The 14,257-nt window shown below is 65.0% G+C and carries 13 protein-coding genes; 5 read left to right on the top strand and 8 right to left on the bottom strand.

What is annotated here, in order from left to right; all coding sequences use genetic code 11:
* Positions 1 to 3 precede the first annotated feature (3 nt).
* A complete protein-coding gene (locus Q0996_RS13655; RefSeq protein WP_299620520.1) occupies positions 4 to 303 on the bottom strand; it encodes a helix-turn-helix transcriptional regulator in 300 nt (99 codons plus the stop codon).
* A 156-nt stretch (positions 304 to 459) separates the two neighbouring features.
* Between Q0996_RS13655 and Q0996_RS13650 the strand changes: the two genes are divergently transcribed.
* Positions 460 to 1,326 carry an MBL fold metallo-hydrolase gene (locus Q0996_RS13650; RefSeq protein WP_299620517.1) on the top strand — a complete coding sequence of 289 codons (867 nt, stop codon included), beginning with the start codon at positions 460 to 462 and terminating at the stop codon, positions 1,324 to 1,326.
* Between the two features lie 155 nt (positions 1,327 to 1,481).
* Here the strand turns inward: Q0996_RS13650 and Q0996_RS13645 are convergent, their stop codons facing one another.
* From Q0996_RS13645 to Q0996_RS13615, 7 genes are all read right to left on the bottom strand, one after another.
* A complete protein-coding gene (locus Q0996_RS13645; RefSeq protein WP_299620514.1) occupies positions 1,482 to 2,267 on the bottom strand; it encodes a hypothetical protein in 786 nt (261 codons plus the stop codon).
* A gap of 137 nt (positions 2,268 to 2,404) precedes the next feature.
* Positions 2,405 to 4,039, bottom strand: coding sequence for a chaperonin GroEL (gene groL, locus Q0996_RS13640; RefSeq protein ID WP_299620511.1), 1,635 nt, complete (start codon positions 4,037 to 4,039; stop codon positions 2,405 to 2,407).
* 31 nt (positions 4,040 to 4,070) lie between these two features.
* Positions 4,071 to 4,385 carry a co-chaperone GroES gene (gene groES / locus Q0996_RS13635; protein ID WP_299620508.1) on the bottom strand — a complete coding sequence of 105 codons (315 nt, stop codon included), beginning with the start codon at positions 4,383 to 4,385 and terminating at the stop codon, positions 4,071 to 4,073.
* A gap of 198 nt (positions 4,386 to 4,583) precedes the next feature.
* Entirely contained in the window at positions 4,584 to 5,537 is a 954-nt protein-coding gene (locus tag Q0996_RS13630) for a sugar kinase (protein WP_322096711.1), read from the bottom strand.
* 70 nt (positions 5,538 to 5,607) lie between these two features.
* Positions 5,608 to 6,603, bottom strand: a complete 996-nt coding sequence (locus Q0996_RS13625; RefSeq protein ID WP_299620505.1) for a universal stress protein — start codon at positions 6,601 to 6,603, stop codon at positions 5,608 to 5,610.
* Between the two features lie 13 nt (positions 6,604 to 6,616).
* Positions 6,617 to 8,158, bottom strand: coding sequence for a DASS family sodium-coupled anion symporter (locus Q0996_RS13620; protein WP_299620503.1), 1,542 nt, complete (start codon positions 8,156 to 8,158; stop codon positions 6,617 to 6,619).
* 258 nt (positions 8,159 to 8,416) lie between these two features.
* Positions 8,417 to 8,626 (bottom strand): hypothetical protein, encoded by a 210-nt coding sequence (locus tag Q0996_RS13615; protein ID WP_299620500.1) that lies wholly within the window; start codon positions 8,624 to 8,626, stop codon positions 8,417 to 8,419.
* Positions 8,627 to 9,426: 800 nt separating this feature from the next.
* On the opposite strand from Q0996_RS13615, the gene Q0996_RS13610 reads away from it, so the two are divergent.
* The 4 genes from Q0996_RS13610 to Q0996_RS13595 all read left to right on the top strand — a co-directional run bounded on the left by Q0996_RS13610 (position 9,427) and on the right by Q0996_RS13595 (position 14,257).
* On the top strand, positions 9,427 to 10,434 hold the full coding sequence (locus Q0996_RS13610) for a BMP family protein (RefSeq protein ID WP_299620497.1): 1,008 nt from the start codon (positions 9,427 to 9,429) through the stop codon (positions 10,432 to 10,434).
* 116 nt (positions 10,435 to 10,550) lie between these two features.
* Complete coding sequence (locus Q0996_RS13605; RefSeq protein ID WP_322096710.1) at positions 10,551 to 12,152, top strand: ABC transporter ATP-binding protein; 1,602 nt, start codon at positions 10,551 to 10,553, stop codon at positions 12,150 to 12,152.
* The gene (locus Q0996_RS13600; protein WP_299620494.1) at positions 12,149 to 13,279 is read left to right on the top strand and encodes an ABC transporter permease; all 1,131 of its coding nucleotides are present in this window, start codon (positions 12,149 to 12,151) and stop codon (positions 13,277 to 13,279) included. The genes Q0996_RS13605 and Q0996_RS13600 overlap by 4 nt, the downstream gene beginning before the upstream one ends.
* 3 nt (positions 13,280 to 13,282) lie before the next feature.
* Complete coding sequence (locus Q0996_RS13595) at positions 13,283 to 14,257, top strand: ABC transporter permease (protein WP_322096709.1); 975 nt, start codon at positions 13,283 to 13,285, stop codon at positions 14,255 to 14,257.

The raw sequence follows: 14,257 nt of genomic DNA, 5'->3' as shown, positions 1-14,257 counted from the left end.
TCCTCAGGGCTTGCCGGTGGACGGTCCGGCGCAGAACAGGTCGTAGAGCAGGGCGATCACCGCTCGGGCCTCGCGGCCGGCGAGGCGATAGTGGATCGAGCGGCCGTCCCGCCGCGCTGCCACCAGCCCGTCCTTGCGCAACAGGGCGAGCTGTTGCGAGACGGCGGCCTGCCGCAGGCCCAGATCCTGCGCCAGCCGGCCGACGGTCTTTTCCTGTTCGGCGAGCTGGCAGAGGATCATCAGCCGGTTCTCGCTGGACAGCGCCTTCATCAGATCGGCGGCCCGGGTCGCCGCGTCCTGCATCTCAGAAACATTCATAGTTGCAGATATATGAATATTTATGCTAAGCGTCAAGTGCGGAGACGCGCGATCCGTGCGCACCCGGGCGCTTTCGAGGGATTGTCTGAGACGGGGGCGTCGGGCTAGGAAGGGAACCAGCTCGGTATCAGGGGAGAACGCATGGCACAGCCGGACGTGACGGCCTTTTTCGACGAGGCGACCTTCACCGCCAGCTACCTGGTGGCCGATCCCGAGAGCAGGCGCGCGGCGGTCATCGACTCGGTGCTGGACTACGACCCCAAGTCCGGCCGCAGCACCACCATGTCAGCCGACCGCATCGTCGCCGCGGTGAAGGAGGCCGGGCTGGGCGTCGACTGGATCCTGGAGACCCATGTCCATGCCGACCATCTCTCCGCCGCGCCCTATCTGAAAGAACGCCTGGGCGGGCGCATCGGTATCGGCGCCAAGGTCTGCCGGGTGCAGGAGGCCTTCAAGGCGGTCTACAACCTGAACGCCGAGTTCGCCGCCGACGGCAGCCAGTTCGACCATCTGTTCCGCGACGACGAGAGCTTCGCCATCGGCGGGCTCGAGGCCCGGGTCCTGGAAACGCCCGGCCATACGCCGGCCTGCATCACCTATCTGCTGGGCGATGCCGCCTTCGTCGGCGATACCCTCTTCATGCCGGACTACGGCTCGGCGCGCACCGACTTCCCCGGCGGCGACGCGCGCCAGCTCTATCACTCGGTGAAGCGCATCCTGGCGCTGCCCGCCGAGACGCGGCTGTTCCTCTGTCACGACTACAAGGCGCCGGGGCGCGACGTCTTCGCCTGGGAAACCACGGTCGCCGCCCAGCGCGCCGGGAACCTGCATATCCGCGACGGCATCAGCGAGGAGGATTTCGTGACCCTGCGCGAGGGGCGCGACGCCGGGCTCTCCATGCCGGTGCTGATGCTGCCGGCGGTGCAGGTGAACATGCGCGCCGGCCACTTCCCCCCGCCGGAAGACAACGGCATCTCCTACCTGAAGATCCCGGTGAATGGGATTTAGAGCTTCAGTTGAGCCAAGCGCTATTAGGGGCCATACGAGCGCTGTATTCCAAGTAACCGCCGTGTGTATCAACTTGGAATGAGAGCAGGGAGGCGGGGTCTTTTGACCCTTTCCGCGCCACAACTTTGCACGGAAGAACCCACATTTTCTCGACCTTAGACAAATTTCCCTGACTCATCAATCCGCGAAGCGATCTTCATCATGAAACCACGCACTATGTAGAAGATGTTTTCCGCTTCTTCTTCGGTGTAGGTCTTTTCAACATGCATAGTGGCATTGCGCCATGGATTCTTGACGGCATCCAGACTCGCAACAGCTTCCTCGTAAAAGGCTTTATCAGCTTTTCGGCGCCATCTTTGGCGCGCAACAATAGCTTCATGGATTTTCCTGATTATGGCGCCCCAGTTTTTCTCTGCAGGTTTCGTGGGGTCCGGAATCCTTAGTCCGTTTGCAACCGCCCGAACGCCGACTTCCATCGTCCGCATTAAATGGAATACGCAAGCGGTTGATCGCCCTAGAGCCAGGCACTTCCCTGCCTCTTCGATCTCTTGATAGGCTGACGGATAGAATGATGCGACAGCATTTCCAAACAATGGTTCTTCTGGTTCGTAAAACCGCCCCCTGCTAGATTCCAGAACGAAACAAGGAGTCAATTCCAGTTCGTCTCGCATTCTGAGGAAAAGGTCGTCAGAAAGTTCCTTGAAGTCGCTATACTTAAATTTGTCGTTTGTTCCTAGATTTCCCTGTATTCTGCTGAGCGCTCTCATTGATGCCTTTAAATCGCAGATCTCCAAATACTCTTGCAAACGATCACACGCTTCCAAGTAGATTTTCTTTGAATGTTCGGAAACGGCCGCATCTTCATCAATCCTCTCATGGAATGCCAAACGGGCCAAATAGAGAGTATTAGAAAGTAGCAGACCTGAGTTTAGCTCAAGCATTTTTGGAAAACTCCACAATCAACCAAGCAGGTGCGCCACAGTACACTTCATTGGATTGGTTGCACCAAGTATCCTGGACCCAAAAAAAGGGGCCGGTGCTGGGCCGGCCCCTGTAAGGCAGTCGTTGTGTTTCGACCTCAGAAGTCCATGTCGCCCATGCCCGGGGCGCCGGCCGGCATGGCCGGCTTCTTCTCGGGCTTTTCGGCCACCATGGCCTCCGTGGTGATCAGCAGGCCGGCCACCGAGGCGGCGTCCTGCAGGGCGGCGCGGACGACCTTGGTCGGGTCGATCACGCCGTCCTTCACCAGGTTGGTGTACTTATCGGTCTGGGCGTTGTAGCCCCACTGGGCGTCCTTCTGCTCGAGGATCTTGCCGACCACGATGGAGCCGTCGGTGCCGGCGTTCTCGGCGATCTGGCGGACCGGCGATTCGAGTGCCTTGCGCACGATGCGGATGCCGACCTTCTGGTCCTCGTTCTCCGTTTCGAGCTTCGCCAGCTTGCCCGTCGCCCGCAGCAGGGCGACGCCACCGCCCGGCACGATGCCTTCCTGGACCGCGGCGCGGGTGGCATGAAGCGCGTCGTCGACGCGGTCCTTGCGCTCCTTCACCTCGACCTCGGTGGCGCCGCCGACGCGGATCACCGCCACGCCGCCGGAGAGCTTGGCCAGGCGCTCCTGCAGCTTCTCGCGGTCGTAGTCCGAGGTGGTCTCCTCGATCTGCGCCTTGATCTGGCTGCAGCGGGCCTGGATGTCGCCCTTCTTGCCGGAGCCGTCGACCACCGTGGTCTCATCCTTGGTGATGATGACCCGCTTGGCGCGGCCCAGCATGTCCAGGGTGACGTTCTCCAGCTTGATGCCGACGTCCTCGGAAATGGCGGTGCCGCCGGTCAGGATCGCGATGTCCTGCAGCATGGCCTTGCGCCGGTCGCCGAAGCCCGGCGCCTTCACCGCCGCCACCTTCAGGCCGCCGCGCAGGCGGTTGACCACCAGGGTGGCCAGGGCCTCGCCCTCGACGTCCTCGGCCACCACCAGCAGCGGCTTGCCGGACTGCACCACGGCTTCCAGCAGCGGCAGCATGGCCTGCAGGCCGGAGAGCTTGCTCTCGTGGATCAGGATGTAGGGGTCTTCCAGGACCGCCTGCATCTTGTCGGCATCGGTGACGAAGTAGGGCGAGAGGTAGCCGCGGTCGAACTGCATGCCCTCGACGACCTCAAGTTCGGTCTCCAGGGACTTGGCTTCCTCGACGGTGATCACACCCTCGTTGCCGACCCGCTGCATGGCCTCGGCCAGCATCTCGCCGACCTCGCCATCGCCGTTGGCGGAGATGGTGCCGACCTGGGCGATCTCCTCGTTGGAGCCGATCTTGCGGGAGCGCTTGCGCAGTTCCTCGACCACGGACTGGACCGCGGTGTCGATGCCGCGCTTCAGGTCCATGGGGTTCATGCCGGCGGCCACCGACTTCACGCCCTCGCGGACGATGGCCTGGGCCAGCACGGTGGCGGTGGTGGTGCCGTCGCCGGCGATGTCGCTGGTCTTGGACGCCACCTCGCGCACCATCTGCGCGCCCATGTTCTCGAACTTGTCCTTCAGTTCGATGTCCTTGGCGACGGTGACGCCGTCCTTGGTGACCCGCGGGGCGCCGAAGGACTTGTCGAGCACGACGTTGCGGCCTTTCGGGCCCAGGGTGACCCTGACCGCATCCGCCAGGATGTCGACGCCGTTGAGCATGCGCTCGCGGGCGTCGGCGGAGAATTTGACTTCTTTCGCAGCCATTGGTGCCTTCTCCTCGTTGGGTTAGGCCGGGTTAGGCGGCTTTCTTGGCGGACTTGGTGTTCTCAAGCACGCCCATGATGTCGGATTCCTTCATGATCAACAGGTCTTCGCCGTCGATCTTCACCTCGGTGCCGGACCACTTGCCGAACAGCACCTTGTCGCCCGCCTTGACGTCCAATTCGACGATCTCGCCCTTTTCGTTGCGGGCGCCGGGGCCGACGGCCAGGACTTCGCCCTGGCTGGGCTTTTCCTTGGCGGTGTCGGGAATGATGATGCCGCCGGCGGTCTTCTCGTCTTCGTCGAGGCGCCGAACCACGACACGGTCATGCAAAGGTCTGAATTTCATGGGTATTTCCCCTGTTGCTCTCTGCCTGTCGGGTGCTAGCACTCTCTAGAGAGGAGTGCTAAATCGACCACAATTTGGGGAAATTCCGGCGATCTTGCAAGACTCTTCGCGTGATTTTTTCGCGGCCCCCGCGGCAACTCTGCTCCCGGGCGGCAGGCCCGGGGCTCGCGCCGGGCTGCTGCGCCCATGCCGGCGGCTTCAGGCGGGGATGATGGCGCCCTTAATGGTGATCACGCGCCCGGCGAGGCGATGGCCCGCGGCGGCGGCCTCCGGTCCGCCGGCGCCGCTCAGGCGGGCGGCCAGGTAAGCGCCGTTGAAGGAGTCGCCGGCGGCGGTGGTGTCAACCGGCCGCTCCACGGTCTCGCCACCAACCCAGTGCTGGCGCCCTTCCAGGCTCGCCAGGCAGGGCGCGCTGCCGCATTTCACCACCACCTCACCGACGCCCAGGCCGTGCAGGCGCTCTGCGGTCGCCTCGGGGGAAGGGTCGTCGAACAGCGCCGCCTCGTCCTCATGGGTCGGCAGGGCGATGTCGGCCAAGGCCGCCGTGCTCTGCACGGCCTCCTGCGCCACGGCGCGGTCGCGCCAGAGGCGGGGTCGGTAGTTGGTGTCGAAGGCGATCCGGCTGCCGCTCTGGCGCAGCCTCTCCAGCAGCTCGTGGAGCCGCGCGCGGCTGTCGGCGTCCAGGATGCCCAGGGTGATGCCGGAGAGGTAGATCAGGTCGAAGCCCGCGAGCGAATCGGCAAGGCCGGCTGCCGCGCCTTCCTCCAGCATCGCGCGGGCCGCCGCGGCGCTGCGCCAGTAGTGGAAGGTCCGTTCGCCCTGTGCGTCGGTGCGGATGATGTAGAGCCCCGGCAGCCTGTCGGGCAGGCGGGCGACGAGATCGGTCCGCAGGCCTTCACTCTGCCAGGCCGCGATCATCTCGTCGCTGAAGGGGTCTTCGCCCAGGGCGGTGACATAGGAGACCGCGCCGGCGCCGCCGGGCAGCGAACGGGCGAGATAGACGGCGGTGTTCAGGGTATCCCCGCCGAAGGTGCGCGTCATGGCGGCGGCTGACTGGCCTGGCCCGTCGGTGGGTTTATCGGCCGCGCTTTCCGAAAGTTCGATCATGCACTCGCCAAGGCATGCAATGCGCAGCAACGCTCGGCCTCCCATCCCACCAGCGGTATCCGGTACGCTGGCCTAGGCAATAGCCATTGGGACGGGACAGGGCAAGTTCCGCGCGCTAGCGGACGTTGAGGACCGAGGTCTCGGAGCGGCCCATGACGCCGAAGGCGACGCTGCCGACGAGAAAGCGTTTGAGCCGCGATTTGCCGGAATCCGACACGACGATGAGGCCGTAGTCCTTGCCGGCCTCGACGATCTGGCCGATGGGGTCGCCCACGCCCACCATGGTGTTGGCGACCGGAATCGTCATCTCCTCCAGCATGGACTTTGTCTGGGCGAGGGTTTCCTCGATTCTGGGGCGGGCTTCCATGTCCGGCGCGACGGAGAACAGGGTGATGGGCATGCCGCAATGCTGGGCGAGAACCGCGTCCCGGCGCACCGCATCCAGGGACTGCTCGGAGCCGTCGGTGCAGATCAGGTGGCCGCGGCCGTTCTTGCGCGGCCGCGCGACCATCACCGAGCAGGGCGACAGCATGGCGACCTTCTGCACCAGGCCGGCATTCCAGAAGGAACTGAGCTCCCCCTGCCAACGGCTCGGCTCGCCCAGGATCATCAGGTTGTAGGGGCCAAGCTCGTACTGATCGAGGATGCCGCTGGCCGCATCCGGCGCGACTTTCAGCTTCAGCACGATGGCACGCCCGCTTTCGTGCCGGTACTCGGTCTTGATGTCGCCGAGAGGATCGCCCCAGACCGCCCGCGAACTGGTCATGGCGTTCCAGTCCCGTGCCATCCCTTCTTCCTTGATCAGAATTTCGAAGCCCTTCTTGAGGTAGCGCACCCCCGGCAGGTCGAGACCCCACTCCAGGATGTTCTCCCGCGCCACGCGGACCTGCAATCCGCCGGTCCTCAAGCCCTGATCGATGGGCCGTACGTAACAGAGGATGATGTCGCAGTCGTCGCTATGGCCAATCTGGGCGGCGAAGCGCAGGCCCTCGTAGGACTCCTCCGAGCCGTCGATGCAGACCAGGATGCGGAACCGCCTGCTGCGCCATTCCTGCAGTTCCTCGAGTTCTGCGGGGGTCGGCTGGCCGGCGCGGTTGGGGCGGATACGCATGACGGCCCGCCCTTCAGGTTTCCAGCAACGGCCAGTAGAACGACGCCGCTGCCAGCATGACGACCACGGACACGATCACCATGCGCCAGCCGACGGTGAGGAAGTCGGTCGTCTTCAGATAGCCGGAGGCATAGACGATGGTGCAGGCGGGCGTGCCCACAACCGTTAAGTAGGCGAAAGCCGAGGACACGGCGGTGATGAAGCCGATGACGATGGGGCTTTCGCCGGCGGCCGAGGCGAGGTTGAGGACGATGGGCCCGAGCACCGCCACCGCCGCGCCGTTCGACATGGTGTTGGTCACCCCGGTGGTGAGCGCGGAGACGGCGACCCAGAGGCCGATGCCCTGGTCGGCGCCGATCGGCGTCAGCAGGGTGAGGAAGGATTCCGCCACCCAGGTCGCCGCGCCGGTGATCTTCATCTCCACGCCCAGCGAGATCGCCGCCGCATAGAGCAGCACGACGCCCCAGTTGACGCCGGAATTGAGATCCTCCCACTTCACCAGACCGGCGATCAGAAAGGCGCAGGCCCCCAGGATCGCCACAGTGCCCATGCCGATGTCCACCGAAAGGAAGATCCAGGCCCAGAGGATGATGATGAAGAACACCAGGGAGACCCAGTCGCCGGGCTTCATCGGGCCCTCTTCGCGCACCTGGGTCCGCAGCTTGGCCACTGCCCGCGAGAGGTCGCGGTATTCCGGCCGGAAGGTGAACAGCAGCACCAGGGTGACCAGCGGCAACTGCAGCAGGAACATGGGATAGGCGAAGGTCATCCAGCGCAGGTAGTCGATCAGGAAGCGCGCGCTGTCCGGATCGGTCGGATCGTAGAAGAACTCCTTCCAGTAGCCGATCATGATGGCATTGCGGGCGCCGCCGGAGGGCGTGCCGATCCCGGCCACCGAGGCGCCGTAGCAGATGGAGAAGAGCAGGACGGCCGCCAGGTTGCGCACCTTCTTGGGATCGTCGGAGGTGAGGGAAATGAGGATCATGCCCACCGGCAGCATCATGGCCGCCACCGTGTGCTCACCGATGAAGGAGGCGAGAAGCCCGGAGACCACCGAGATGCCGAAGCAGATCCGCGATGTCTTGGTGCCGGTGAAGCGCACGATCAGCCAGGCGATGCGTTTGTCCAGCTTCTGCTTGACTACCGCCACGGCGAGCATCAGCGAGCCCATGATGAAGAGCACGGAGTCCGTCATCAGACTCTTGGCCACCTTGGTGGAATCAATGCCCAGCAGCAGGATCTGACCGACCACGATCAGCAGGGCGACGGTGGGCAGGGGCACCGGCTCGGTGACGAAAAGAATGGTGGCGACCACCGACATGGTGAGCACGATCATGCCGTCGCGGCTGAGCCCATCCGGCAGCGGCAGGGTCAGCATGAAGGCGCCCAGCGCCATGGCGATGAAGAACCAGCGCTTCTCCCAGAAATAGTAGAGATTGATCTGGGTGTGGATGACCATCACCCGCTGGTATCCCCGGCGGCGCACGCGCAACAGCCACGCGCCAGCCGCGGGATGAGCCCGCAGACTATCCGTCACCAGACTGATATCAGCCACTCCTGTCCCCCAGTCCCCACGACGCCGTGACAGCGAGCCGAGAACTCCCGGGAATGGCATAGGACGAAAATCTCTCCCGAGATTCCCGGGATGGCCCCTAAAGCCGTAAGAAAACGGTAACACGACCCGGTCGCCATTGGCGAATCCGGCGTCAAAGGCTGCTGCTTCGATGCTGTGCCCGACGGCGCCTCCCATCGGGCGCCCGGTGGGGCGACGCGGCTTTACCCGGATACGGTACGTGGCCTTGGGGAGCGGGCCTCAGGCAGCGCGGGATTCTCGTCGCGGCAGAGGCCTCAGGCGGGCGCGGCCCCGGCCGATGGCGCTGCGCACATCGTCTTCCGACAAGCCGTCACGACGCAGCACCGATTGGACGACCGGATCCTGCAGGAGGTCGTCGATCGCCGGTTCCCCGTAAATCCAGGCGGTGGCGGGGCCGGTTCTCTCGGTTGCTGCGAAGGGATGGCTCATGAAGATTGCCTTTTCATCGGTGGGCGTCTGTAGGTGAGACGGCTGACTGGCACGAAGCTTCCCTCTCTGCCTCCCCGGACATATTGGCTCATGGGTATGAGAATGATCTGATCTATTTGTGACATTTAGATCATGTTGGCAAGTTGTTACGCCGTTCAACTGAGAGAATAGGCGAGCAACCGGCGATGGATTTCCGGGACCGAATAGTTGCGCGGCTCTGGGGGCGATGCAGGGACCGCTCCAGAGCCCGACGCGCGCCCGACGCGGGATTGTCACACGCCAGACAAATCTCTCTAACAATGCCGGACTAACGTTTCCAGCGTCGCCGAGACCACTGGCAGCGATGCCGGGTCGGCGCTGTACCGGGCCAGGGGCTGGCGTCGCCAGCGATCAGCAAGGCCCGGCTGCCGACCGCCGGTGGGCCGATGGTCCGCGCGACAGACGAATTCCGATGTCCGGTTCACCCCCCAGACCGGAATGTCCCCCGCGCGGTTCGCCGCACGGGTACCCGGATCCCAAGCTTTCTTGAGATCCCTTGCCTCACAGTGGTTTAGATCCCTAGCCAACTTGCCGGGCCTTGCGCCCGGCAATTTTTTCGTGGTGCTGGGCCCGGCGGACCGGGCCCTGGCGGTGGCCCGGGAGGCGGACTCCGGGGGCCTTTGGCGGCGACACTTTGAACTGGCGCTTCCGCGCGATCATGGTAGCGTAGCCTTCTAAACGCAGTGGTTGCCGGGGTTTCTTCGGCTGCCTGCTGCGTTGCGGAATGAAGCGAACAACAAGAACTCAGGCGAGGCATCTTCATGTTACGCACACTCACGGCCGCGGCTGCGGCCCTGTTGGTTTTCCCCTTTCTTGCGACGACCGCCGTTACCGCTGCGGAGCTGAAGCCTGCGGTGGTTTTCGACATGGGCGGCAAGTTCGACAAATCGTTCAACGAAGGCGTCTTCAACGGCGTCGAGAAGTTCAAGAAGGAGACCGGGGTCTCCTACCGCGAGTTCGAAGTCACCAACGAAACTCAGCGCGAGCAGGCCCTGCGGCGCATGGCGCAGCGCGGCGCCGACCCGATCATCGGCGTCGGCTTCGCCCAGGCGCCGGCCCTGGAAAAGGTCGCCAAGGAATTTCCGAACACCCGCTTCACCATCATCGATTCGGTGGTCGACCTGCCCAACGTGCGCTCGGTGGTCTTCAAGGAGCATGAGGGCTCCTTCCTGGTCGGCATGATCGCGGCCCTGAAATCCGAAACCGGCAAGGTGGGCTTCGTCGGCGGCATGGACATTCCGCTGATCCGCAAGTTCGCCTGCGGTTACGAGCAGGGTGCCAGGCACGTGAACGGCTCCGCCGAGGTGCTGCAGAACATGACCGGCACCACACCGGCGGCCTGGAACGATCCGACCCGCGGGTCGGAGCTTGCCAAGAGCCAGTTCGACCGCGGCGTCGATGTCGTCTATGCGGCGGCCGGCGGCACCGGCGTCGGCGTCTATCAGATGGCCAAGGACAGCGGCAAGTTCGCCATCGGCGTCGATTCCAACCAGAACCACCTGCAGCCCGGCACCATGCTGACCTCCATGCTGAAGCGCGTGGACGTCGCCGCCTACAAGGCCTTCAAGGATGCCCACGACGGGTCCTGGAGCCCTGGCGTGCAGGTTCTCGGTCTGGCCGAGGAGGGTGTCGGCTGGGCGCTGGACGAGCACAACAAGGACCTGGTGACCGATGAGATGAGGGCGAAGGTGGCCGCCGCTTCCGCCGAGATCGTCTCGGGGTCGCTGACCGTTCACGACTACATGAGCGACAATAGCTGCTCCTACTAGGGGCCAATTCTGGCTAGTCGCCGTGCCGGAATCCCGGGTTCGGTCCCAGCCTTGGCCCAGCCATAGGCCTTGGCTGCGATCCTGACCCCGGGGCCCGGCCGGTGCAGGATCCTTCCTTGTCTGAGCCGCAACAGAATCTGCAAGACGGGGCCGATCGGCCAGGCGCGGGAGTCACTGCGCCGCCGGCCATCGAGCTGCGCGACATCAACAAGTCCTTCGGGCCGGTCCACGCCAACAAGAACGTCAATCTGAGCGTTCGGCCGGGCGACATTCACGGCACCATCGGCGAGAACGGCGCCGGCAAGTCGACGCTGATGAGCATCCTCTACGGCTTCTACGAGGCCGACAGCGGTGAGATCCTGATCGGCGGCAAGCCGACGTCGATCCGCTCCTCCCGTGATGCCATTGCCGCCGGGATCGGCATGGTCCACCAGCACTTCATGCTGGTGGACAACATGTCCGTCGTCGAGAACATCATGCTGGGCGCCGAGTCCGGGGCCATCCTGGCCTCCAGCGTCGCCGCGGCGCGGGCCGAACTGGAGCGGCTGGAACGCGAGTACAATCTCGACGTCGATCCCGATGCCCTGGCGGGCGACCTGCCGGTGGGCCAGCAGCAGCGCGTCGAGATCCTGAAAGCGCTCTACCGCGGCGCCGATATCCTGATCCTCGACGAGCCCACCGGCGTGCTGACGCCCCAGGAAACCGATCAGCTCTTCCGAATTCTGGACTCGCTGCGTCAGGAAGGCGTCACCGTCATCCTGATCACCCACAAGCTGCGGGAGATCATGGCGGTGACCGACCATGTTTCGGTCATGCGCCAGGGCGAGATCATTGCCGACCGGGTGACGGCCGAGACCAACAAGGAAGAGCTGGCGGAGCTGATGGTGGGCCGCAAGGTCCTGCTCTCCCTGGACAAGGCGGCCCCCCGGGTGGGCGAGACGGTGCTGCGGGTGGAGAACCTCTCCTTCGTCGACCGCGCCGGGGTGGCCCGCGTCGACAAGGTGAGCTTCTCCGTGCATGCCGGGGAGATCGTCGGCATCGCCGGGGTCTCGGGCAACGGCCAGAGCGAACTCTTGGAGCTGCTTTCAGGGATCCGCCCGGTGACCTCCGGCCAGTTCTCCATGATGGGCGAGGACTTCTCTACCGAGCATCCCCTGGACCCCGCCACCATGCGCGACGTCAAAGCGGCCCACGTCCCCGAAGACCGCCTGCGCACCGGGCTGGTCAAGGCCTTCGCCGCCGACGAGTCGGCGATCCTCGGCTACCACCGCAGCGCCGCCTACAATTCGGCGGTGTTCCTGGACCGCGGCGCCATCGAGCGCGACTGCGGCCAGAAGATGTCAGACTTCGATGTGCGGCCGCAGAACCCCGCCCTCAAGACGGCCAACTTCTCCGGCGGCAACCAGCAGAAAATCGTGCTGGCGCGGGAGATCTCCCGCGGCCCGCGCCTGTTGCTGGTGGGCCAGCCGACCCGCGGCGTCGACATCGGCGCCATCGAGTTCATTCACCGCAACATCATTGCCATGCGCGATTCCGGCTCGGCAGTGCTGCTGGTCTCGGTGGAGCTCGACGAGATCATGTCCTTGAGCGACCGCATCCTGGTGATGTTCGAGGGCCGAATCGTCGGCGAGGTCGCGGCCGATCAGGCCGACGAGCGGCTGCTCGGCCTGATGATGGCCAACGCCGCGCCGGAACAGGCGGGGGCCGCCGGCTCATGAGCAGCGCGCCGGGCAGAATCCCCCGCTGGGTCGACGTGGCTCTGATTCCGTTGGTCAACATCGCCCTGGCCTTCATCGTCTCCGGCGTCATCCTCTGGACCATCGACGTCGATCCCTTCGCCGCCGTGGAGATCATTCTCTTCGGCGCCTTCGGCTACGACGAGGCCATCGGCTACACCCTCTACTACACGACGAACTTCGTGTTCACCGGCCTTGCGGTGGCCGTCGCCTTTCACGCCGGCCTCTTCAACATCGGCGGCGAGGGCCAGGCCTACATCGGCGGCCTCGGCGTGGGCCTCGGCATCCTGCTGGTGGATTCCAGCCTGCCGTTCATCCTGATCCTGCCCTTCTCGATCCTCGCGGCGGCCGCCTTCGGTGCCGCCTGGGCGGCGATCCCCGCCTATCTGCAGGCCTATCGCGGCAGCCACATCGTCATCACCACCATCATGTTCAACTTCATCGCCGCGGCGCTGATGGTCTATCTGATGGTGAACGTCCTGATCCAGCCCGGCTCCATGTCGCCGGAGAGCCGGGAGTTCGCCGAGCAGGCGCACCTGCCCTTCATGCACGAGGTCTTCGGCTGGTTCGGTATGCAGGTGACGCCCTCGCCGTTGAACCTCTCCGTGGTCTGGGCGGCGATCTGCTGTTTCCTGGTCTGGGCCTTCATCTGGCGCACCCGCTGGGGCTACGAGATCCGCACCGTCGGCGCCAACGAGACGGCGGCCATCTATGCCGGGATCGATCCGCGCCGCATCGTCATGCTGGCGATGTGCGTCTCCGGCGCGCTGGCCGGTTTCGTCGGCATCAATGAGATAATGGGCGTGCATCACCGCCTGCTGCTGAACTTCACCGCCGGCTACGGCTTCACCGGCATTGCGGTGTCGCTGATGGGGCGCAACCACCCGGTGGGGATCGTGCTGGCCAGCCTGCTGTTCGGCATGCTCTACCAGGGTGGCGCCGAACTTGCCTTCGAGGAGCCGAAGGTGACCCGCGAGCTGGTGGTCACCATCCAGGGACTGGTGATCCTCTTCTCCGGTGCTCTGGCCTTCATGATGAAGGGGCCCATCGAGCGCGCCTACCTGCGCATCGCCGGCGGCTTCCAGCGCCCGGCGGGGCAGGAGGGCTGAGCCGTGGCAGAGCTGCTGTTCAACCTGCTGCTCGCCATCGACGCCACCTTCCGTGTGGCCACGCCACTGGTGCTCTGCGCCATGGCGGGTCTCTTCGCCGAACGCTCCGGCGTCATCGACATCGGGCTGGAGGGCAAGATGCTGGCGGCGGCCTTCGCCGCGGCCTCCGTCGCCGCCGTCACCGGTTCGGCCTGGCTGGCGCTGGGCGCCGGCATGCTGGTCTCGGTGGCGCTGGCGCTGCTGCACGGCTTTGCCTGCATCACCCACCGCGGCAACCAGGTCGTCAGCGGCGTGGCCATCAACATCCTGGTCTCCGGCCTCACCGTGGTGCTGGGCATCGCCTGGTTCGCCCGCGGCGGCCAGACTCCCTCGGTTACGAACGAGGCGCGTTTCACGCCGATCACCTGGCCCGGCGCCGAACTGCTGGCCGAGGTGCCGATCATCGGCTCGCTCTACAGCGAGCTGCTCAGTGGCCACAACCTGTTGGTCTATGTCGCATTCCTGATCGTGCCGCTGACGTGGTGGGTGGTCTACCGCACCCGCTTCGGCCTGCGCCTGCGCGCGGTGGGGGAGAACCCCAATGCCGTCGACACCGCCGGCATCTCGGTGAGCGCCCTGCGCTACAGCGCGATGCTCTGCTGCGGCGCGCTCTGCGGCATCGCTGGGACCTATCTTTCCATCGCCCAGAACGCCGCCTTCGTGCGCGACATGACGGCGGGGCAGGGCTACATCGCCCTGGCTGCCATGATCTTCGGCAAGTGGCGCCCGGTGCCGGCCATGCTGGCCTGCTTGATGTTCGGCTTCCTCGATGCCGTTGCCATCCGCCTTCAGGGCGTCGAGGTTCCGGTCATCGGGCCGATCCCGGTGCAGCTGATCCAGGCGCTGCCCTATGTGCTGACGGTGGTGCTGCTGGCCGGCTTCATCGGCCGGGCCATCGCCCCCAAGGCCAGCGGTATCCCCTACGTGAAGGAGCGCTAG

This window comes from Pelagibius sp. (genome assembly GCF_028289705.1).
GTDB lineage: Bacteria > Pseudomonadota > Alphaproteobacteria > Kiloniellales > Kiloniellaceae > Pelagibius.
This window is presented reverse-complemented; position numbering and strand designations above follow the sequence as displayed.